Source organism: Pseudomonas sp. NY15181, from assembly GCF_048068055.1.
Lineage (GTDB): Bacteria > Pseudomonadota > Gammaproteobacteria > Pseudomonadales > Pseudomonadaceae > Pseudomonas.
In genome coordinates, this window is sequence record NZ_JBLUPT010000008.1 from 196492 (window position 1) to 218007 (window position 21516).

General features: G+C 63.5%; 21 protein-coding genes and 1 riboswitch. Of the genes, 16 read left to right on the forward strand and 5 right to left on the reverse strand.

All coding sequences use genetic code 11. The annotated features are described in order from the left end of the window. The first annotated feature begins 150 nt into the window (after nt 1–150). Nucleotides 151–1152, forward strand: coding sequence for a DUF481 domain-containing protein (locus ACNFBT_RS19230; RefSeq protein ID WP_416752021.1), 1002 nt, complete (start codon nt 151–153; stop codon nt 1150–1152). A gap of 98 nt (nt 1153–1250) precedes the next feature. On the opposite strand, the gene ACNFBT_RS19235 is transcribed toward ACNFBT_RS19230, so the two are convergent. After that, a complete protein-coding gene (locus tag ACNFBT_RS19235; RefSeq protein WP_416752023.1) occupies nt 1251–2009 on the reverse strand; it encodes an SDR family oxidoreductase in 759 nt (252 codons plus the stop codon). Nucleotides 2010–2117: 108 nt separating this feature from the next. Between ACNFBT_RS19235 and ACNFBT_RS19240 the strand changes: the two genes are divergently transcribed. The 6 genes from ACNFBT_RS19240 (at nt 2118) to ACNFBT_RS19265 (ending at nt 6541) form a co-directional block, all read left to right on the forward strand. Next, nucleotides 2118–2855, forward strand: coding sequence for a HugZ family protein (locus ACNFBT_RS19240; protein ID WP_416752025.1), 738 nt, complete (start codon nt 2118–2120; stop codon nt 2853–2855). Between the two features lie 76 nt (nt 2856–2931). Beyond that, nucleotides 2932–3399, forward strand: coding sequence for an FxsA family protein (locus ACNFBT_RS19245; protein ID WP_416752027.1), 468 nt, complete (start codon nt 2932–2934; stop codon nt 3397–3399). Between the two features lie 236 nt (nt 3400–3635). After that, nucleotides 3636–3929, forward strand: coding sequence for a co-chaperone GroES (locus ACNFBT_RS19250; protein ID WP_009617968.1), 294 nt, complete (start codon nt 3636–3638; stop codon nt 3927–3929). A gap of 49 nt (nt 3930–3978) precedes the next feature. Then, entirely contained in the window at nt 3979–5619 is a 1641-nt protein-coding gene (groL, locus tag ACNFBT_RS19255; protein WP_207883835.1) for a chaperonin GroEL, read from the forward strand. A gap of 73 nt (nt 5620–5692) precedes the next feature. Next, a riboswitch (Fluoride riboswitch) is annotated at nt 5693–5755 on the forward strand. A gap of 65 nt (nt 5756–5820) precedes the next feature. Continuing rightward, nucleotides 5821–6204 (forward strand): fluoride efflux transporter CrcB, encoded by a 384-nt coding sequence (gene crcB / locus ACNFBT_RS19260; RefSeq protein ID WP_416752029.1) that lies wholly within the window; start codon nt 5821–5823, stop codon nt 6202–6204. A gap of 16 nt (nt 6205–6220) precedes the next feature. After that, entirely contained in the window at nt 6221–6541 is a 321-nt protein-coding gene (locus ACNFBT_RS19265) for a DUF190 domain-containing protein (protein ID WP_416752031.1), read from the forward strand. Nucleotides 6542–6548: 7 nt separating this feature from the next. Here ACNFBT_RS19265 and ACNFBT_RS19270 read toward each other — a convergent pair whose 3' ends face one another. Further along, a complete protein-coding gene (locus ACNFBT_RS19270) occupies nt 6549–7298 on the reverse strand; it encodes a phosphatase PAP2 family protein (protein WP_416752033.1) in 750 nt (249 codons plus the stop codon). Nucleotides 7299–7485: 187 nt separating this feature from the next. On the opposite strand from ACNFBT_RS19270, the gene ACNFBT_RS19275 reads away from it, so the two are divergent. From ACNFBT_RS19275 to ACNFBT_RS19305, 7 genes are all read left to right on the forward strand, one after another. Further along, the gene (locus ACNFBT_RS19275; protein ID WP_207883849.1) at nt 7486–8169 is read left to right on the forward strand and encodes a response regulator transcription factor; all 684 of its coding nucleotides are present in this window, start codon (nt 7486–7488) and stop codon (nt 8167–8169) included. After that, nucleotides 8159–9433 carry a sensor histidine kinase gene (locus ACNFBT_RS19280; RefSeq protein ID WP_416752035.1) on the forward strand — a complete coding sequence of 425 codons (1275 nt, stop codon included), beginning with the start codon at nt 8159–8161 and terminating at the stop codon, nt 9431–9433. Before ACNFBT_RS19275 ends, ACNFBT_RS19280 begins: the two co-directional genes overlap by 11 nt. Before the next feature lie 82 nt (nt 9434–9515). Next, nucleotides 9516–10187 (forward strand): class I SAM-dependent methyltransferase, encoded by a 672-nt coding sequence (locus tag ACNFBT_RS19285; RefSeq protein WP_416752037.1) that lies wholly within the window; start codon nt 9516–9518, stop codon nt 10185–10187. 2 nt (nt 10188–10189) lie between these two features. Further along, a complete protein-coding gene (locus ACNFBT_RS19290; protein ID WP_416752039.1) occupies nt 10190–10894 on the forward strand; it encodes a lipopolysaccharide kinase InaA family protein in 705 nt (234 codons plus the stop codon). Continuing rightward, on the forward strand, nt 10891–11115 hold the full coding sequence (locus ACNFBT_RS19295; RefSeq protein WP_416752041.1) for a hypothetical protein: 225 nt from the start codon (nt 10891–10893) through the stop codon (nt 11113–11115). Before ACNFBT_RS19290 ends, ACNFBT_RS19295 begins: the two co-directional genes overlap by 4 nt. Before the next feature lie 92 nt (nt 11116–11207). Then, the gene (gene pncB, locus ACNFBT_RS19300; RefSeq protein WP_416752043.1) at nt 11208–12401 is read left to right on the forward strand and encodes a nicotinate phosphoribosyltransferase; all 1194 of its coding nucleotides are present in this window, start codon (nt 11208–11210) and stop codon (nt 12399–12401) included. 82 nt (nt 12402–12483) lie between these two features. Beyond that, nucleotides 12484–13971, forward strand: a complete 1488-nt coding sequence (locus ACNFBT_RS19305; protein WP_416752045.1) for a helicase HerA-like domain-containing protein — start codon at nt 12484–12486, stop codon at nt 13969–13971. Between the two features lie 361 nt (nt 13972–14332). Here ACNFBT_RS19305 and ACNFBT_RS19310 read toward each other — a convergent pair whose 3' ends face one another. The 3 genes from ACNFBT_RS19310 to ACNFBT_RS19320 all read right to left on the reverse strand — a co-directional run bounded on the left by ACNFBT_RS19310 (nt 14333) and on the right by ACNFBT_RS19320 (nt 18944). Beyond that, the gene (locus tag ACNFBT_RS19310; RefSeq protein ID WP_416752047.1) at nt 14333–16222 is read right to left on the reverse strand and encodes a methyl-accepting chemotaxis protein; all 1890 of its coding nucleotides are present in this window, start codon (nt 16220–16222) and stop codon (nt 14333–14335) included. Between the two features lie 457 nt (nt 16223–16679). Continuing rightward, nucleotides 16680–18575, reverse strand: coding sequence for a methyl-accepting chemotaxis protein (locus ACNFBT_RS19315; RefSeq protein WP_416752049.1), 1896 nt, complete (start codon nt 18573–18575; stop codon nt 16680–16682). 168 nt (nt 18576–18743) lie between these two features. After that, complete coding sequence (locus ACNFBT_RS19320) at nt 18744–18944, reverse strand: Flp family type IVb pilin (protein ID WP_416752050.1); 201 nt, start codon at nt 18942–18944, stop codon at nt 18744–18746. Between the two features lie 362 nt (nt 18945–19306). Here ACNFBT_RS19320 and cpaB point away from each other — a divergent pair, with 362 nt between their 5' ends. After that, entirely contained in the window at nt 19307–20221 is a 915-nt protein-coding gene (gene cpaB, locus ACNFBT_RS19325) for a Flp pilus assembly protein CpaB (RefSeq protein ID WP_416752052.1), read from the forward strand. A 15-nt stretch (nt 20222–20236) separates the two neighbouring features. Next, nucleotides 20237–21475 carry a type II and III secretion system protein family protein gene (locus ACNFBT_RS19330; RefSeq protein ID WP_416752054.1) on the forward strand — a complete coding sequence of 413 codons (1239 nt, stop codon included), beginning with the start codon at nt 20237–20239 and terminating at the stop codon, nt 21473–21475. Nucleotides 21476–21516: the final 41 nt, after the last annotated feature.

Consider the following 21516-nt stretch of genomic DNA (forward strand, 5'->3'; position numbering starts at 1 on the left):
CGGTGGCGGGCAAATCGTCCGTCTGCGTCATGGCCCATCTGTCGGTGCGGGTGAACTCTGCGTAGAAGGGGCCGGTCAGTCGTTGCTCAAGCGTCGGGTGTCTGGATAATGCCCGGCTTTTTTGCCCTCAGAGCCCGTTGACCCAGACTCATGCTGTCCAGAAACCTGTTGTTCGTTGTCCTTGCCAGTTGTTCAGTCTCCGCCGTTGCCGACACCGTCTGGCTGAAGAACGGTGATCGCCTCACCGGTACGATCAAGCTCTATGACGGCGGCAAATTGCTGCTCAGTACCCAGTACGGCGGCGACATCACCCTCAAGGGCGACCAGATCGCCACCCTCGAGACGGACCAGAACCTGCTGGTGAAATACGACGAGGAGACCGGCGAGCACTCCAAGGGCATCAAGGCCGCGGAGCCTGGCAAGGTCACCCTGGTCAACGGTTCGCCGCGCACGGTGGACGTGGCCAGCATCGAACAGATGATGCCGCCCAAGCCGATCCTCGAAGACTGGGTGTGGACCGGCAACGTCGACTTCTCCCTCGACCACAAGCAGGCCGAGAACGATGTCGAGGACTACGACATCGACTTCAAGACCAACGCCCGCCACGGCCGCTGGCGGCATAACCTGCAGGGCGAATACAACCGCGAGAAGAAGAACGACTCGGTCAGCACCAACAACTACTCGGCCGAGTACGCGCTGGACCGCTTCCTCGACGAACACTGGTTCTGGCAGGGCCAGGCACAGTACAAGCGCGACTGGGTCGAGGACCTGGAGAAGAAGCGCACCGTCGGTACCGGTCCGGGCTATCAGTTCTGGGACAACGAGCTGGGCGCGTTCTCCCTCGCCACCCTGATCAACCGCAACGACTACGAATTCACCGATAACGAGAAGGACCACTTCTATTCCAGCAGCCTGAAGTGGGACTACAACCGCTACCTGCTGGCCAAGCAGTTCGAGGTGTTCACCAACGGCGAGGTCAGCAAACCGCTGGAGTCCAACGTCGAATACGAGCTCGATAGCGAGGCGGGCGTGCGCTACAAGCTGACCTCCTGGGCGTCCCTGAGCATGAAAGCGGAGTGGGACAAGCTCAGCGGCCACGACGGTGACGTCAACGAGCGCCGCTATACCCTGGGCCTGGGGGTGGGCTGGTAGTGCCACCTCCCGGCTAGCTTGGTGCGAACGGGCTTCGACGCCGGCACGCCCAATAAAAAGCCCCGCACTTGGCGGGGCTTTTTATTGGGCGAAGCGGATTACAGGCGCAGACCGCCGTCCAGCTCCAGCACGCGGCCGGTGTAGTAGTCGTTCTCGAGGATGTAGGCCACCGAGTGGGCGATCTCCATCGGCTTGCCCAGGCGCTTGAGCGGAATGCCGGAGGTCATCTTCTCCAGGGCTTCAGGCTTCATGCTGGCGACCATGTCGGTTTCGATGAAGCCCGGCGCAACGCCCGCCACGCGGATGCCGTAGCGCGCCAGTTCCTTCGCCCACACCACGGTGTCGGCGGCGACGCCGGCCTTGGCTGCGGAGTAGTTGGCCTGGCCCATGTTGCCGGCGCGGGAGATGGAAGAGATGTTGACGATCGCGCCTTCGTTCTTCAGCTCGATCATCTTCGCGGCGACTTCGCGGGTGCAGAGGAACACGCCGGTCAGGTTCACGTCGATCACCGCCTGCCACTGGGCCAGACTCATCTTGGTCATCTCGCCGTCCTTGACCTTGATGGTCAGGCCGTCGCGCAGGATGCCGGCGTTGTTGACCAGGCCGTTGATGGCGCCGAAGTCGCTGGCGACCTGGGCCACCATATGGGTAACCTGTTCCTCATTGGCGACGTTGCACAGGTAGGCGCGGGCGTCACCGCCGGCGGCCTTGCAGGCAGCCACGGCTTCGTCCAGTTTTTCGGCGTTGAGGTCAACCAGCGCCAGACGGGCGCCCTTGGCAGCGAGGTACTCGCCCATGGCGCGCCCCAGGCCCTGGCAGCCGCCGGTGATGATGATGACCTTGTCTTTCAATTGCATCTGAACAACCCCACGAGCAGTTTCTGGTGAGAGGCCTCGCCGGCAGCTGAGAACAGAGTCATCCTGCCCGTCCGTTCTGCGACGGATTCTTTGCGAGGAGTCATAAAGGTGAGCGTGAAAGCCGCTAAGAATGCCCGAGAATTGCTGCTCAAGGAATACCGCGCCGTCCTCTCCACCCATTCGAAAAAGTGGCCGGGATTCCCCTTCGGCTCGGTGGTGCCTTACTGCCTGGACCCGGCGGGCCGGCCGCTGATCCTGATCAGCCGTATCGCCCAGCACACCCATAACCTGCTGCAGGACGGCAAGTGTTCGCTGCTGATCGGCGAGCGCAGCGCCGACGACATCCAGGCCGCCGGCCGCCTGACCCTGCTGGCTGAGGCACGGCAGATCGAGGACGTGGACGCCATCGCCGACGCCGCCGAACGCTACTACCGCTATTTCCCCGGGTCGCAGGACTACCACATCGTCCATGACTTCGATTTCTGGGTGCTGGAGCCGGTGCAATGGCGCTACATCGGCGGTTTCGGCGACATCCACTGGCTGAGCGCCGAGAGCGTGCCGCTGGCCAACCCCTTCGTCGGTGAAGTGGAGCGGAGCATGGTCGGGCACATGAACAGCGACCATGCCAATGCCGTGGCGCACTATGTCCAACTGGCCGGACTGCCGGGCGACGCGACGCCGGAACTGGCGGGAATTGATACAGAAGGTTTCCACCTGCGTATCGGCCAGGTGTTGCACTGGCTGCCGTTCCCCGCGCCGTGCGGCGATCCTGGCGAGGTTCGCCAGGCGCTGGTGCAGCTCGCCCGGGCGGAGGTCTGGCCGGGCAACGAAGTGATCCAGGCTTGAGTTATCCCTTGAAATCAGAGCGGGGCGTCGCCACCTAGGCTGTTACCCGGGCAATGGCCCCGCCAAGGATTCACCGATGCGAGTACCCCTGTTTCTGATTCTGTTGTTCCCGCTGATCGAGCTGGCCGTGATGATCAAGGTCGGCAGCGTGATCGGCGTGGGTTGGACCCTTCTGCTGATCATCGCCGGCGCCTTCATCGGCGCCGCAGTGTTGCGCGTGGCCGGCTTCGCGACCGCGATGCGTGCCCGTGAGCGCCTGAGCCGCGGCGAGTTGCCCGAGCAGGAAATGCTCGATGGCCTGGTTATCGCCGTCGGTGGCGGCCTGCTGATGCTACCGGGCTTCATCAGCGACATCATCGGCATCCTCTGCCTGATTCCCTTCACCCGTCACCTGATGCTCGGTCGCGTGCGTCAGCGCATGCAGGAGCAGGCCATGCGCCGCCGCGCCTTCGCCGACGATCCCTCTGCCCAGCAGCGCGGTGGCCCCAATGTGATCGAAGGCGAATACCAGCGCCGCGAGGAAAACCGCGACCGTCTGCGTTGAGTTGCGAGCGGCCCCGGCTGCCCGCGGCACCCGTCCGAGTAAAAATTTTTTCTTCACACACTTGAAATGCCTTGCAGTGACCTTATGTTCCGGACACCGCAAGGTCCCTGTCACACGGACAGGCTGCTCTTTACGCGACTCGCCAACCGGGTCGCAAACCGGCACCGCCGGATTCAACAAAACCCGCCGGGCATCGATCCGGCCGTTGGAAATCACTGTTTGGGAGAGTTACGACTATGAAGCTTCGTCCTCTGCATGACCGCGTCGTCATCCGTCGCAGCGAGGAAGAGACCAAGACCGCAGGCGGCATCGTGCTGCCGGGTTCCGCCGCCGAGAAGCCGAACCGCGGTGAAGTAGTCGCCGTCGGCGCCGGCCGCGTGCTGGACAACGGCGAAGTTCGCGCTCTGGCAGTGAAAGTGGGTGACAAGGTGGTCTTCGGCCCGTACTCGGGCAGCAACGCCATCAAGGTCGACGGTGAAGAACTGCTGGTGATGGGCGAGTCCGAGATCCTCGCCGTCCTGGAAGACTGATCCAGTCCGTCCCCCAACCCCACTGAATTCGATTTAGAGGAAACAGAACATGGCTGCCAAAGAAGTTAAGTTCGGCGACTCCGCTCGCAAGAAAATGCTGGTCGGCGTGAACGTCCTGGCCGACGCCGTCAAGGCTACCCTCGGCCCGAAAGGTCGTAACGTCATCCTGGACAAGAGCTTCGGCGCTCCGACCATCACCAAGGACGGCGTTTCCGTCGCCAAGGAAATCGAACTCAAAGACAAGTTCGAGAACATGGGCGCCCAGCTGGTGAAAGACGTTGCCTCCAAGGCCAACGATGCTGCCGGTGACGGCACCACCACCGCTACCGTTCTGGCTCAGGCCATCGTCAACGAAGGCCTGAAGGCCGTCGCTGCCGGCATGAACCCGATGGACCTGAAGCGCGGCATCGACAAGGCCACCGTGGCCATCGTTGCCCAGCTGAAAGACCTGGCCAAGCCGTGCGCTGACACCAAGGCCATCGCCCAGGTCGGCACCATCTCCGCCAACTCCGACGAATCCATCGGCAACATCATTGCCGAAGCCATGGAAAAAGTCGGTAAAGAAGGCGTGATCACCGTTGAAGAAGGCTCGGGCCTGGAAAACGAACTGTCCGTCGTAGAAGGCATGCAGTTCGACCGTGGCTACCTGTCCCCCTACTTCATCAACAAGCCGGACACCATGGTTGCCGAGCTTGATGGCCCGCTGCTGCTGCTGGTCGACAAGAAGATCTCCAACATCCGCGAAATGCTGCCGGTGCTGGAAGCCGTTGCCAAAGCTGGCCGTCCGCTGCTGATCGTGGCTGAAGACGTCGAAGGCGAAGCCCTGGCTACCCTGGTCGTCAACAACATGCGTGGCATCGTCAAGGTCGCGGCCGTCAAGGCTCCGGGCTTCGGCGACCGCCGCAAGGCCATGCTGCAGGACATCGCCATCCTGACCGGCGGTACCGTCATCTCCGAAGAAGTCGGTCTGAGCCTGGAAGGCGCCACCCTGGAGCACCTGGGCAACGCCAAGCGCGTCGTCCTGAGCAAGGAAAACACCACCATCATCGACGGCGCTGGCGCTCAGGCTGACATCGAAGCCCGCGTTCTGCAGATCCGCAAGCAGGTCGAAGAGACCTCCTCGGACTACGACCGTGAGAAGCTGCAAGAGCGTCTGGCCAAGCTGGCCGGCGGTGTTGCCGTGATCAAGGTTGGCGCTGCCACCGAAGTCGAGATGAAAGAGAAGAAAGCCCGCGTTGAAGACGCCCTGCACGCTACCCGTGCTGCGGTGGAAGAAGGCGTGGTTCCTGGCGGCGGCGTCGCTCTGGTTCGTGCTCTGCAAGCCATCGAAGGCCTGAAGGGCGACAACGAAGACCAGAACGTCGGTATCGCTCTGCTGCGTCGCGCCGTTGAAGCTCCGCTGCGCCAGATCGTTGCCAACTCCGGCGACGAGCCGAGCGTAGTAGTCGACAAGGTCAAGCAAGGTTCGGGCAACTTCGGCTACAACGCTGCTACCGGCGTGTATGGCGACATGATCGAGATGGGTATCCTCGATCCGGCCAAAGTCACCCGTTCGGCCCTGCAAGCTGCTGCTTCCATCGGCGGCCTGATGGTCACCACCGAGGCCATGGTTGCCGAAGTGGTCGACGACAAGGCTGCTCCGGCCATGCCGGACATGGGCGGCATGGGCGGCATGGGCGGCATGATGTAAGCCACCCGGCACCCGCTGTAAGAAGAAGCCCCGCCTAGGCGGGGCTTTTTCATGCGTGAGGGTTATGCCAGACTGCGCCGCAGGAGATGGCATTCCTCCTTCAACCGCCCTCGTGGCTGACGATGCCTACGCATAGACCTGGAAAGGCGCGTAGGCGCTCGCCTGCAGCCTGTCCCAAACATCCCGCCCCAGGACAGGATCATGTGGAAATCCATTCTCGCCGTATCCCTCGGAGCCGCCCTCGGCGCACTGCTGCGCTGGGTGCTCGGGCTCAAGCTCAACACGCTGCTGCCTTCCTTGCCGCCGGGCACGGTGGTCGCCAACCTGATTGGCGGCTACATCATCGGCGCGGCCATCGCCTTCTTCGCCAATGCGCCGGGCCTGGCCCCAGAATGGCGGTTACTGATCATTACCGGCTTCTGTGGCGGGCTGACCACGTTTTCGACCTTTTCTGCCGAGGTCGTGGTGCTGCTTCAGCAGGGCCGCCTGGTCTGGGCGCTGGGCGCGGTCGCCACGCACCTGGTGGGTTCGCTGCTGATGACCATGCTGGGCCTGCTGTCGGTCCACTGGCTGATGGGTCGATGAGGACGGGGAGGCAAAGATGAACGGTTTCCAGTTGAAGTTCTTCACCCAGCAGGACCGTAAGCATGCCGGCCTGCCGGTGGCCCAGTGGCTGCTGGAGGAGGCGCGGCGCCAGGGTGTGCGCGGCGCGACCCTGATGACCGCGAGCCAAGGCTTCGGCAAGACCGGGCGGATTCACTACACCCACTTCTTCGAGCTGGCCGATCAGCCGCAGGAGGTCACCATGGCGGTGACCGCCGAGGAGTCCGAGCGGATCTTCTCGGTGATCCGCCAGGCCGGGGTCAAGCTGTTCTACGTGAAGACACCGATCGAGTTCGGGGTCGTCGGCGAGGACGAGTGAGCCGCGTTCAGCGGCTCTCCGCTGCCGTCAGGCCGGTGGAAGACTCCGCGCTCGGCTGCGTGGCCGGCCGATACAGCAGCAGGGCATAGAAGCCCAGGCAGATCAGCCAGTCGAACAGCGCCGTCCAGATGTTGTGGGACAGGAAGTGCGCGCCCTGCAGCATGCGCGAGATGGAGAACAGGCTGCCCAGGCCCAGGGCGAACCAGAAGGCGTAGCGGGCCAGGCGCGGCTTGCGGTCGCGCAGGGCGAAGTACAGGGCGAAGAGCACGAAGCCCGAGGACGCATGGCCGCCCGGCCAGCAGCGGCCGGGATGCTCGGTCGGCGGGCGCGGGCTGAGCAGCGAGCTGTAGGTTTCCTTGCCGCCGAATTGCGTCAGGTCCCAGGGGCACTGCACGGCGGTGAGCGCCTTCAGCGGGGTGACGATGCTCGCCGCTGCGAGCATCGCCAGCGCCAGGTAACCCAGTGTCCGGCGGTACGAGCGCAGCGGGGCGTGGAAGAAGCCGACCGCCCAGGCGATCAGCGCCGCCGCACAGAGGAAGATGACCAACTGCTTGGCGCGGTCATGCAGGACATTCTCGAGGAACCAGCTATGGCGTCCGATGAAGCCTTCGCCGGGCTGATACATCCACTGGGCGAGCGACAGGTCGAGGGTTACCGGCTCGAAGGTCAGCAGCAAGGCGGCCAGCGCCAGGGGCAGGGCCAGCATCAGCCAGAGATTCAGTGGACGAGAGCGGGGCAGGGGGATCGGGGCGGACATGGGGGCTCCAGAAAGGTATTGCGGCCCACGGCGTCCTGCGGATGGATGACGTCGCGATGCGGCGCGGCGGCCGTCATGGTCGACTCGCCGGTGTTGCCGCGCCGTCATTCGAATGTGAAATTTGTGTCAAACCCGTTTAAGTTCCATTTAAGGAAGATAGGCTAGGGTGCACTTCGGAGGAGAGTTCATGCGCATTCTGTTGGTTGAAGACAATCGGGACATTCTGGCGAATATGGCCGACTACCTCGGACTCAAGGGGTATACGGTGGATTGCGCGCAGGATGGGCTTTCCGGGCTGCACTTGGCCGCGACATCCCATTACGACCTGATCGTGCTCGACGTCATGCTGCCGGGGCTGGACGGCTTTACGCTGTGCCGCCGGTTGCGCGAGGACGCCCGGCGCGACACCCCGGTGATCATGCTCACCGCCCGCGACCAGTTGGACGACCGCCTGCAGGGCTTCCGCTCCGGTGCCGACGATTACCTGTTGAAGCCGTTCGCCCTGTCGGAGCTGGCGGCCCGCATCGAGGCCGTGCTGCGCCGCAGCCAGGGCGGTGGACGCCGCGAGCTGCAGGTCGGTGACCTGAGCTACAACCTCGACACGCTGGAAGTGAACCGTAGCGGCAAGCCGCTCAAGCTCAACCCCATCGGCCTGAAACTGCTCGCCGTGCTGATGCAGAAGAGCCCCCACGTGGTGCGCCGCGACGTACTGGAAGAGGCAGTCTGGGGGGATGACTGCCCCGACAGCGACAGCCTGCGCAGCCATGTCCATCAACTTCGCCAGGTGATCGACAAGCCTTTCGATTCGTCGCTGCTGCACACCGTGCACGGCGTCGGCTACCGCCTGGCGGAGGAAGCGAATGGAGTATAAGCAGAGCCTTTCCCGACGGATTGTCTTTGCCTTCGTACTCATGACCGCCGCGGTCGGCGGACTTTTTTCGGTAGGGATCGTCGGGGTGGTCCACGTCGTCGAGGAACGACTGATCTCCCACGATCTGGGCGGCGAGCTCGATCGGATTCTCCAGGCGGACCTGGCCATCGGCCAGGCGCCGAAGCTCGATCCCGGCATGCGCTTCTTCATCAGCGATGGCCAGGGCGTGTATGCCATGCCGCCGGCGTTGCGTCGCCTGGATGAAGGTTTCCACGAAGTCTTCGACGGCGAGTTGTCCTTCCATGCGCTGGTGCGCGACGAGGGTGGGCGGCGCTTCGTGCTGCTGCAGGATCAGAGCGATTTCGAGGCGCGCGAGCAGGTGCTCTACGCTTCCGTGGTCACCGGCTATGTACTCAGCCTGACGCTGGCCGGCCTGCTGGGCTGGCTGCTGTCGCGCAAGGTCATGGAGCCTGTGGCCCGCCTGGCGCGGCAGGTGCGACACCGCGACCAGTTGCTGGAACTGGCGCCGCCGATGGCGCCCGACTACGCCCGCGACGAGGTGGGCGAGCTGGCGGCGGCCTTCGATTACGCCATGGGGCGACTGCATGACGTGCTGACCCGGGAAAAGCTCTTCACCAGTGACGTCAGCCACGAGTTGCGCACGCCCTTGATGGTGATCGCCACCAGCTGCGAACTGCTGGCCGAAGAGCCCGGGTTGAGCAGCAGGGCGCGTAGCCAGCTGGCGCGGATGACCAGCGCCTGCGAGGAGATGCGCGACCTGGTCCAGACCTTCCTGCTATTGGCGCGCGCGCAGCGCAAGGACATGGGGATCGTCCCGCAGGCAGGGTTGCGGCAGATCGCCGAGGAGCTGGTCGGACAGTGGCGCGGGCCGATCGAGGCGAAGGGGTTGCGGTTGGAATTCGCTGGCGGGGAGAGCATGCCCGGCCAGTTCAATGCGCCGTTCCTGCGTTCGGTGATGAGCAATTTATTGCGCAATGCGATGCATTACACCGAAACCGGCAGCATCCGCTTACAACTTTCCGGGACCGGGTTCTGGGTCGAGGACACCGGCGCTGGAATCCCTGAAGAGCAGCGCGAACGCGTGTTCCAGCCATTCGTGCGGGGAGTGAACCCACGTGGCGAGGGGCTTGGGCTGGGGTTGTCGCTGGTCAAGCGCATCTGCGCTTCTGAGAACTGGGACGTCAGCCTTCATCCGGTTGAACCACACGGCTGTCGCTTCGAAGTTTGCCTAGCCGTTTCTTGACGAAAACTTCACAAGTGGGTGACCCGGCTGTGACAGGCTGGTTCGTATCGTTCGACCTGAAATTGGGATAGGTAACCATCCAATGAGTGACAAACCCGTCGATCTGGAGTTTTCCCAGAAATACGACCGCAAGCATGCCGAGCGCTATCTGCGTAAACACCAGGCCGGGCTGTCGCGGAAACTTTCCCACTGGCGGGATGTCCAAGTAGCTCGCCAGGCACTCAAACTCGCCGGTCAGCCCAACCTGGTGCTCGACCTGCCGTGCGGCGCAGGGCGCTTCTGGCCGATGCTGGCCGAAAAGGAAAATCGCGTGATCATCGGCGCCGACAATTCGCCGGACATGATCGCGGTTGCCTGTGCCGGCCAGCCGGAAGAGGTTGTAAAACGCGTTCGACCTTTGCAGACTTCCGCGTTTGCCATCGATTTGCCGGACAACGCCGTCGACAGCATCTTCTCGATGCGCCTGATGCACCACATCGGCGAAGTGGGCGACCGACTGACCATGCTGCGCGAATTTCACCGCGTCACCCGTGACTCAGTGATCCTGTCGCTGTGGGTGGATGGCAACTTCAAGTCCTGGAAACGTGCGCGCGCCGAAGCCTCTCGCAATAAGCACGCCTACCAGAACCGTTTCGTGATTCCGGCCAAGACCATTGAGGCGGAGTTCCGCCAAGCAGGTTTCAAGGTTCAGGATCACATTGATTTCGTCCCGTTCATCCACATGTGGCGGGTCTACATTCTGCGTAAGGAATAACAATGGCCGCTGATCTGGCATCTCTGCAGCAAATTTCCGGTGAAAACGCTATCGATCGCTGGTTGCAGATTCCCGGCAAATGGGTAGAGGAACCGAATCGGCGTCGCGGCGGCGAAAGCGGTGTGCAGCGCGTGCTGACCGCCGATGGGCGCATGCTGTACCGCAAGCAGCAGATGGGGCACATCTATCGCGATCTGCTGCATCCCTTCGGTTACCCCACCGCCATTCGTGAGCGTGATGCGCTCAAGGCCGCCGAGGCCCTGGGCGTGAAGGTGCCGACCCTGGTCTACGCCGGTTGCCGCAAGGTCAACGGCGAATGGCAGGCGCTGCTGGTCACCGAATCCCTCGACGGTTTTTCCAGCCTGGAAGACTGCTACGCCCGTGGCGACCACGAACGTTGGGGCGAAGCGCTGCATCAACGCATTCTGCAACAATACGGTAGTACCCTCGCCAAACTTAACGCCGGTCATTGGCAGCATGGCTGCCTGTACCTCAAGCACGTCTTCGTGCGGGTGGACGGCGACAAGATTGAAGTGGCGCTGATCGACATGGAGAAGGCCCGCCGACGTTTCAGCGCCCAGCGTGCTGCACGTCATGACCTTCGCCAGGTGAAACGCCGTTCGTCGTGGACAGAGGCGCAGTGGCAGGCCTTTGTCTATGGTTACCAAGCGGCGTTTGGCAGCGCCATCAAAGGGTTGCAGACATGAAATTAGAAGTTACGCGAAGTTTGCTCCTGGTCGGCGCGCTCGGGGTGGCAACCCTGGCGGCAGCCGCTTGGCATGAACCCTCTCCCTCGGTCATTTCGAGCCGGGCGGACTCCTGTCCGGTTCCGCCCAACATGCGTCACAAGCAGACGGCCAGCCCGGACCAGGACCTGCTGCTGTTCCTGTTCGGCATGTCGCAGGGCGGCGTGGCGCAATCGCGCTGAGCTTCGCGTATCTGACAAGAACCCCGCTTCGGCGGGGTTTTTTGTGGGCGACGGGTTTAGACTGCCGGTTCGAAGCCTGCAACGAGACGAGCATGAGCGACAGCGTATTTTCCCGGCGGATCGTGCAGAACCTGCTGGATACCGACTTCTACAAGCTGAGCATGATGCAGGCGGTGTTGCACAACTATCCCAACGCCGAAGTGGAGTGGGAGTTTCGCTGCCGCAACGAGGAAGACCTGCGCGCCTATCTCGACCCGGTGCGCGAGCAGGTCGAGTACCTGTCGCAGCTGTCGTTCGCGCCCCAGGAGTTGGCCTTCCTCGAACGCATTCCGTTCTTCAAGCCGGACTTCATCCGCTTCCTCGGCCTGTTCCGCTTCAATCCCTGTTATGTGCAGCTGGGCGTCGAGAATGGCGAGTTCTTCCTCCGCCTCAAAGGCCCCTGGCTGCACGTGATCCTCTTCGAGGTGCCGCTGCTGGCGACCATCAGCGAGGTGCGCAATCGCCACCGTTATCCGGGGGCCTCGCTGACTGCGGTGCGCGATCGCCTGCAGGAGAAGCTCCACTGGCTGCGCGGCGAGGCCAGCGCCGAGGAGCTGGCCGGTTTCAAGATGGCCGATTTCGGCACTCGCCGGCGCTTCTCCTATTCAGTGCAGGAAGCGGTGGTACGGGATCTGCGCGATGGCTTCCCCGGACACTTCGTCGGCACCAGCAACGTGCACCTGGCGCGCCTGCTGGGGGTGAAACCGCTGGGCACCATGGCCCACGAATGGCTGATGGCGCACCAGCAGCTCGGCCCGCGACTGATCGACAGCCAGGCCGCCGCGCTGGACTGCTGGGTCCGCGAGTACCGTGGCCAGCTGGGCATCGCCTTGACCGACTGCATCACCATGGATGCCTTCCTGGCCGATTTCGACCTGTATTTCGCCAAGCTCTTCGATGGCCTGCGCCATGACTCGGGCGACCCGCTGGCGTGGGCGGAAAAGGCCATCCGACACTACGAGCGCCTGGGCATCGACCCGCGCAGCAAGACCCTGGTGTTCTCCGACGGCCTGAACCTGCAGCGCGCGCTGGAGATATTCCGGGCGCTGCGCGGTCGTATCGACGTCAGCTTCGGCATCGGCACCCAATTCACCTGCGATGTGCCCGGTGTCACGCCGATGAACATCGTGCTGAAGATGACCGCCTGCAACGGGCACCCGGTGGCGAAGATTTCCGATACGCCGGGCAAGACCCAATGCAAGGATGAGAATTTCCTGCACTATCTCAACCACGTCTTCAAGGTCTGAGCGCGCCGGTTTGCACAGCTCTGCGTGACGCACCAATCTTGATGGACGACCCATCGCGACCATCCATTCAGAGGAATGACGGATGCCAGCAACGAACGAACTGATCATTGGCGCAGGTCCCGACGGCCAGCCGGTCGGCCAGGGCTGGAAGCTCGCCAACCGCCACGGCCTGATCGCCGGCGCAACAGGCACCGGCAAGACGGTCACCCTGCAGCGCCTGGCCGAGTCCTTCAGCGACGCCGGCATCGCGGTCTTCGCCGCCGACATCAAGGGCGACCTGTGTGGCATCGCCGCTGCCGGCAACCCGCAGGGCAAAGTGGCCCAACGTATCGCCAGCATGCCCTGGCTGAATTACAGCCCCAAGGCCTATCCAGTGAGCCTGTGGGACGTGGCCGGCAAGTCCGGGCATCCGCTGCGCACCACGCTGTCGGAGATGGGGCCGCTGCTGCTGGCCAACCTGCTGGAGTTGACCGAGAGCCAGCAGGCCGCGCTGTTCGCTGCGTTCAAGGTGGCGGATCGTGAAGGTCTATTGCTGCTCGACCTCAAGGACCTGAAGGCGCTGCTCAACCACTTCAAGGAGCATCCGGAGGTCCTTGGCGAGGACCGTGCGCTGTTCACCGCGGCTTCGTCCCAGGCCTTGCTGCGCCGTCTCGCGTTGCTGGAGCAGCAGGGCGCGGAGGCGTTCTTCGGCGAGCCGGCCTTGCAACTGGAAGACCTGCTGCGCCCCGAGGCTGATGGCCGTGGTCGCATCCATCTGCTGGACGCCAGCAAGCTCGTGCACGATGCGCCCAAGGTGTACGCCACCTTCCTGCTCTGGCTGCTGGCTGAGCTGTTCGAGCAGTTGCCCGAGCGCGGCGATGCCGACAAGCCGATCCTCGCGCTGTTCTTCGACGAGGCGCACCTGTTGTTCAACGGCACGCCCAAGGCGCTGCAGGACCGCCTGGAACAGGTGGTGCGGCTGATTCGCTCCAAGGGTGTGGGCGTGTATTTCGTCACCCAGTCGCCAAGCGACCTGCCCGACGACGTCCTGGCACAGCTTGGCCTGCGCATCCAGCATGGCCTGCGCGCCTTCACCGCCAAGGAGCAGAAGTCTCTGCGCGCGGTGGCCGATGGCTTCCGTCCCAATCCGGCGTTCGACAGCCTCAAGGTGCTGACCGAGCTGGGCATTGGCGAAGCGCTGGTGGGGACGCTGGAGGAGAAGGGCACGCCGGCCGTGGTCCAGCGTGTTGCCGTGGCGCCGCCGCAATCACGCATCGGCCCGCTGACCGACGCTGAGCGTGCCGAGGTGATCCGTCGCTCTCCGCTGGCGGGGCGCTACGACCAGCCGATCGACCGTGAGTCGGCCTATGAGAGGCTCACGGGGCGCGCTGACGACAAGATGGCGCCGACTGAAACCAAGCCGGAAGAGAAGGGTTTCGGCAGCGATCTGGGCGGGTTGGCCGGCGAGTTGCTCGGCACCCTGGCCAGCCAGACGGCGAAGACCGTGGTACGCCAGGCGGCCAACCAGATTGGCCGGCAATTGGTGCGCGGGTTGATGGGCGCTCTGTTGGGTGGGAGCAAGCGGCGCTGATGGAGTGGGGTGTGCCATGCCCGCCTATCGCGGATAAGGGCTAGGCGCCCCCATCGCTCCTGCGAGAGCGGATTTACCGGCGGTTTTGTCGCTGGGGTGGTTCGCGAGCAAGCTCGCTTCTACAAGGTTCGAGCTGACCTGTAGGAACAACTGTCTAGTCTGTGCCTGCGTTTTCCCCCTCACCCCAACCGCGGCATTGGCATTCTGCGTCGCCTTACCTCCTGCCCCGAACGGTCCCCTCTCCCCTGGGAGAGGGTTAGGGGGAGGGCCGCCGCGAGCGCCGATGTATCTCGTAGGAGCGGACCTTGTCCGCGAACAAAAAAGGCGCCCGAAGGCGCCTTTTTCGTTGAAGCATTCCGCGTCAGATGCGGAAGCTGTCCACCAGCTGACGCAGACGCCCGGCCTGGTTTTCCAGGTCGGCGCAGGCGCGCAGGGTGGCCTGGAGGTTTTCCACGCCTTCCTGGTTCAGGGTGTTGATCTCGGTGATGTCCATGTTCAGCGAGTCGACCACGGCGGTCTGCTCCTCGGTGGCGGTGGCCACCGACTGGTTCATCGAGTCGATCTCGCCGATGCGGTGGGTCACGCTGGCCAGGCGCTCGCCGGCGCGGTTGGCGATTTCCACGCTTTCCAGGCTGTAGCGCTGGCTTTCGGTCATGGTGTCCACGGCTTCGCGGGCGCCGACCTGCAGCTCCTCGATCATCTTCTGGATCTGCTGGGCCGACTCCTGGGCGCGGTGGGCCAGGTTGCGCACCTCGTCGGCGACCACGGCGAAGCCACGGCCGGCCTCACCGGCGCGGGCGGCTTCGATGGCGGCGTTCAGGGCCAGCAGGTTGGTCTGCTCGGAGATGCCTTTGATCACTTCGAGGATCTGGCCGATGTTCACCGTGCGGCTGTTCAGTGCCTCGATGTTGGCGCAGGCGGAGCTGATCTTGTCCGACAGCTGGTTCATCGCGCTGATGGTCTGCTCGACCACCTGACGGCCATCGCCGGCCTGGTGCGAAGCATCGGTGGCATGGTGCGAGGCGTCGGCGGCGTTGCGGGCGATTTCCTGGGCGGCGGCGCCCAGCTCGTTGATCGCGGCGGCCACGCTGTTGGTGCGGTTGGCCTGCTCGTCGGAGTTGCTCATGGACGAGTTGGAGGCATTGACCACCAATTGCGATACGTCGTGCAACTGGCGTGCGGTGGAGGCCACTTCGCGGATGGATTCGTGGATGCGCTCGACGAAACGGTTGAAGGCGTTGCCCAGCACGCCGAACTCGTCGTTGCTGGCGACCTTCAGGCGCTTGGTGAGGTCGCCTTCACCCTGGGCGATGTCTTCCATGGCGCGACCCATGGTGGTCAATGGCTGCATCAGCACGCGGATCAGCATGCCCAGCAGAAGCAGGATGGCGACGATGGCGATGGCCGCGGCGACGATGGCCGAGGTGCGGAATTTGCTCAGCATGGCGTAGGCGGCGTCCTTGTCGATGGACAGGCCGATGTACCAGTTCACCGATGGCAGACCCTTCACCTGGGTGAAGCTGAGGATGCGGGTCTGGCCGTTGAGTTCGGCCTCGCTGAAGCCGCCGCCGATCCTCGGGGTGTTCTGCGGGTAGACCTCGGCCAGGGTCTTCATCACCAGGTTCTTGTCCGGGTGCACGAGGATCTTGCCGTCGCCGCTGACCAGGAAGGCGTAGCCCATGCCGCTGAAGTTCAGCGAGTTGATGATCTGTACCAGGGTCTGCAGGCCAAGGTCGCCGCCGACCACGCCGGCGGTCTTGCCGCCGTTGCGGGCCGGGGTGGCGACGGTGATGACCAACTGCTGGGTCGCCGCGTCGATGTACGGTTCGGTCAGCGTGGTGCCGCCGGCGGCCAGGGCGTCCTTGTACCAGGGGCGGGTGCGCGGGTCGTAGCCGTCGGGCATGGCATCGTTCGGACGCATGGTGAAGGTGCCGTCTTCCTGCCCCAGGTAGGTGTAGTTGAAGGTGCTGCGCAGGGTGTTCTGCTCCAGCAGTGCGGCGATTTTTTCCGGGGCGTTGTCGCGAGCGATGGTCTGCGCGGTGCTTTCGATCAGCAGCAGCCGGCCACTCAGCCAGTTCTGGATGTTGCTGGCGGTCACCGTGCCCATTTCCCGCTGGTAGTCTTCGAGATCGTCGCGGATCGCGTTGCGCTGCAGGTAGTCGTTGTAGAGGGTGAAGAGGGCGAAAGCGGAGAAAACCACAAGCGAGGCGGCCAGGAGGATCTTATGGCTGAATTTCAGGCTCTTGATCATGCTGCGTCGAGTCCGGAGGTAGTGGGATGCCAGAACGGCGTGGGTCCGGGCGACAGATCCGATGTCGCCAGGGCGCGCCCGTCCGTGTGGTGACGGAGCGGACGAAGCCGGCGCGGCGGGTAGCCGGGCGGGCGGGGCCGGCACTCCCATGTGCCAGCAGTGATATCCGGCCCGACTGGATTCGTTGTTCTCGTGGGCCTTCATCCTTGCTGTCGGCATGTTGGGTAAAAGCTTGAGGCCGGTGGACGAACGGTAGGGCGGGCGCGCCTGCCCATCGTGGATAGGGTCTGCTCCCATGAAGGCGGATTCACGGGCGGATCTGTCGCTGGTGTGGTTCGCGAGCAAGCTCGCTCCTACAAGGTTCGAGCTGACCTGTAGGACCGACCGGGGGCGCCCAGCCCTTGTCCGCGAACGAAAAAGGCGCCCGAAGGCGCCTTATTCGTTGAAGCATTCCGCGTCAGATGCGGAAGCTGTCCACCAGCTGACGCAGACGCCCGGCCTGGTTTTCCAGGTCGGCGCAGGCGCGCAGGGTGGCCTGGAGGTTTTCCACGCCTTCCTGGTTCAGGGTGTTGATCTCGGTGATGTCCATGTTCAGCGAGTCGACCACGGCGGTCTGCTCCTCGGTGGCGGTGGCCACCGACTGGTTCATCGAGTCGATCTCGCCGATGCGGTGGGTCACGCTGGCCAGGCGCTCGCCGGCGCGGTTGGCGATTTCCACGCTTTCCAGGCTGTAGCGCTGGCTTTCGGTCATGGTGTCCACGGCTTCGCGGGCGCCGACCTGCAGCTCCTCGATCATCTTCTGGATCTGCTGGGCCGACTCTTGGGCGCGGTGCGCCAGGTTGCGCACCTCGTCGGCGACCACGGCGAAGCCACGGCCGGCCTCACCGGCGCGGGCCGCTTCGATGGCGGCGTTCAGGGCCAGCAGGTTGGTCTGCTCGGAGATGCCCTTGATCACTTCGAGGATCTGGCCGATGTTCACCGTGCGGCTGTTCAGTGCCTCGATGTTGGCGCAGGCGGAGCTGATTTTATCCGACAGCTGGTTCATCGCGCTGATGGTCTGCTCGACCACCTGGCGGCCGTCTGCCGATTGGTGCGAGGCATCGGTGGCATGGTGGGAGGCGTCGGCGGCATTGCGGGCGATTTCCTGGGCGGCGGCGCCCAGCTCGTTGATCGCGGCGGCCACGCTATTGGTGCGGTTGGCCTGCTCGTCGGAGTTGCTCATGGACGAGTTGGAGGCGTTGACCACCAGCTGCGAGACGTCATGCAGGTTGCGCGCGGTGGAGGCCACTTCGCGGATGGATTCGTGGATGCGCTCGACGAAGCGGTTGAAGGCATTGGCCAGCACGCCGAACTCGTCGTTGCTGGCGACCTTCAGGCGCTGGGTGAGGTCGCCGTCGCCCAGGGCGATGTCCTGCATGGCGCGGCCCATGTCGGTCAGCGGGGCCATCAGCACGCGGATCAGCATGCCCAGCAGGAGCAGGATGGCGACGATGGCGATGGCCGTGGCAATGATGGCCGAGGTGCGGAAGTCGCTGAGCATCGAATAGGCCGCGCTCTTGTCCAGCACCAGGGCGACGTACCAGGTCACACCCGGCAGGCCCTTCACCGGCGTCATGGAGACCAGTTGGTCGTCGCCGTTGACGCTGACTTCCTGCACGCCCGGCTGCACTTTCGGCGCGCCCTGCGGGTAGATCTCGGTGAGGTTCTTGAACACCAGCTTGCTGTCCGGGTGCAGCAGGATCTTGCCGGCGTCGCTGACCAGGAAGGCGTAGCCGTTACCGTCGAATTTCAGCGAGTTGATGATGGCGGTGATGGTTTCCAGTTTCATGTCGCCGGCGGCGACGCCGATCAATTGGCCGTTGCGCATCACCGGCATGGACATGGCGAGGATCTGCTCGTTGGTGCCGGCGTCGAGGAACGGCTCGGTGACGATCAGCCGGCCTGCGGCCACGGCATCCTTGTACCAGCCGCGCTGGCGCGGGTCATAGCCATCGGGCATCGGCGCATAGGGGCGCATGGTGAACACGCCGCTGGCGGCTTCGCCCAGGTAGACCGATTCGAAGTTCTTCTTGAACACCGCCTGCTCCAGCACGTGCTGGATGTGCTCGGGCGTCGGGTCCTGGTCCGCCAGTTGCGCGGCTTCGCTTTCCACCAGCTGGATGCGGCCCTCCAGCCAGCTCTGGATGTTGCTGGCGGTCAGGCTGCCGACCTCGGTCAGTTTGGAATCGGTGGCGTCGTGGATCGCCTCGCGCTGGCGGAAATCGTTGAAGAGGATGAAGCAGGCGAAGGCGAAGATGACCACGAGGGAGGCCGCCAGAAGAATCTTCTTGGCGAAGGACAGCGAGCGAAGCATCGGTAAAGCATCCTGCAGATGACACGAAGGGGTAGGCAGGATGTGTCGGCAGCGAGTGGCGTAACTTTAGCGGGCGCAGGTTTTTTTCAGCGCCCAACATGAAATACCCGCGAATTTTCGCGGGTATTTCATGTTCTGTTTGTTGACCGCTCGGGCAATTATCAGGGGCTACTTGGGAAGTTCGCCGCTTATCTTGGTGAATACTCCACCGATATCAGTGCCGAGAGTTCTGGCCATTGCCACGATGGCTACCGCGATGAGACCGGCGATTACCGCATATTCGATGGCGGTAGCACCTTCCTTGTCGGCAACGAAAGCTTTTGCCTTGCAGTACAGCTTCAACGTCAGATCTTTGGTGTTCAGGTTCATCGCGATTGCTCCTAGCGGTACCACCGGGGCGGCGCCCCGACTTCACCGTCAGGCTAGGCTCGGTATGGCGGAATGCAATTGATCAAATAGTGCTAATGCCAAAGTTATAGTCATGGCGAAGTAGAACTATCTGAGGATTGGAATTTTCACACCGGCATTTGACGCTATTACCGCAGCTACTAAATTCTGCTTTGGAACAAGCAGGAACTAATTATGAGGAATGCTTCTTATCAAAGTTCCTCGTCGGGCCGAAACAAAAATAAGGGTCTGAAGGGCGTATACCGGAATAGCCGGTGTTGTGACTTCCGATCAGGCTGTGGACCACAGGTTCACTCATCCCGATAACGCGCAAGGACGTGGACATGAATAGCAAGGTGCTGATGGTTTTCGCCGGGCTGTTGCTGTTGTGTGCGGGGGTTGTAGGTTATCTGGGGTTATCGGTGGGCAAGCCGGCGGCTCCGGTCGCCGGCGCCATGCAGGAGGTGGCGCCCGCGGCGGTGGCCGAGGCGGACAAGCTGCAACGTACGCCAGTGGTGGTGGCTCGCCGTGAGCTTGCGGCGCTGACGGTGATCGGCAAGGACGATCTCGCCATCGAGCTGTTGCACACGGCTCCGGCAGGGAGCTATCCCAAGCCCGAGGCGCTGATCGGGCAGCGTGTCTGGGTGGCGGTACCGGCCGGCAGCATTCTTTCCGCCGCGCTGATGGAGCCGGGCGGCCCACTGGCGCGGACCATCCGCCCGGACGAGCGGGCCATGGCCATCGCGGTGGACGAGGTGATTGGCGGCGGTGGGTTCGTGCTGCCCGGTGATTACGTCGACGTGATGCTCTTCGTGAAGGATCAACAGGGTACCGATCGGGTCATCAGTGCCCAGGTTGTGCTGCCTGGGGTACGCGTTCTCACCTATGGCGAGCAGATCGCCGTTGCCAACGATGGCCAGGTCCGCAACGGCGGCGATCCGAAGGACAAGACGCCGCGTCCTCCGCGTACCGCCGTGCTGGCCGTGCCGGCCGAGGCGGCCTCGCGCCTGATGCTGGCCAGCCAAGCCGGTTCGCTGCGCCTGGCAGTGCGCAGCAAGGATGAGAACCTCTACGAGAAAGAGCAGCAGGGGCGCTATATACAGGCCTCGCTGAATGCGTCGGGTAGTCAGCCTATCACCCTTGAACAATTGCTCGGCAAGGCCCGTTCTGCGCCGGCCGCACGCCAGGTTTCGGCGCCGGATGTGAGTCCGGGCGTCGTGGTCTACCGCGGTACCACTGTTACCCGTGAAGCACATTGAGCAAGGAGTGCATCGATGTCCAAGCGCTTCATTCTGTCGCTGGCCGCACTTCTGGCCTGTGCCGTCCACTCCGCCGCGCAGGCGGTGCCGAGCGCCTGCGCCGGATTTGTCGGCCAGCAGTTGAACCTCGACGTTCAGCAGGGGGCGCAGCTCGACCAGCAACTGCCGGTGCCGATCAAGCGCCTGGCCATTGGCGACCCGAACATTGCCGACGTACAGGTGGTCGACAAACGTGATTTCCTGGTCACTGGCAAGGCCGAGGGCCTGACCAGCCTGCTGATCTGGACCCCCTGTAGCGACAAGCCGATGAGCAGTGTGGTGCGAGTCGGTTCGCGGGCGATCGCCGATGCGGGCGGAGCGCCTAGCAACCTTGCCGCCGGCCTGTCCAATCAAGTGCAGACCGACATCCGTTTCGTCGAGGTAAGCCGCAGTAAACTCAAACAGGCCAGTACCTCGCTGGTCCGCAAAGGCTCCAATACCTTTATTCTGGGCTCTCCAGGCAGCCTGGGCGGACTGAAGATCGGTCTCGATGGCAGCCTGGGGGCCGATAGCACCTTCGGCAACGCCAACGGCGGCTTCAACATCATCTGGGGCGGTGGCAGCAGCAAGTGGCTGGGCTTCATCAATGCGCTGGAAGGTAGCGGCTTCGCCTACACCCTGGCGCGCCCGAGTCTGGTGGCGACCAGTGGGCAGAGTGCTTCGTTCCTGGCTGGCGGTGAGTTCCCCATTCCGGTGCCCAACGGCAATAACGACACCATCACGATCCAGTACAAGGAGTTCGGTGTCCGCCTGACCCTGACGCCCACGGTGATGAACGACAAGCGCATCGCTCTGAAGGTGGCGCCGGAAGTCAGCGAGCTGGACTTCTCCAGCGGCATTCGCACCAACGACATCGCGGTGCCTGCCCTGACCGTGCGGCGTACCGACACCAGCGTGATGCTGGCCGACGGCGAGAGCTTCGTGATCAGCGGGCTGATCAGCAGCAGCACCATCAGCAACATCGACAAGTTTCCCTTCCTCGGCAACATCCCGGTGATCGGCGCGCTGTTCCGATCCTCGAGCCTGGACAAGGACGACCGTGAACTGTTGATGATCGTCACCCCGCACCTGGTCCAGCCGCTGGCCGCGACTGCGTCCCTGCCGACCTTGCCGGGCGAGGGGCTGCGCAAGTACGACCCCGGCTTTGGCGAGTTCTATTTCCTCGAAGACGGCCGCTTCGACCAGCGCAAGGCCAGCAGCGGGATGTCGCGCTGATGGACATCTATGACGCGGCATCCCGCCAGAAAACGGGCCGC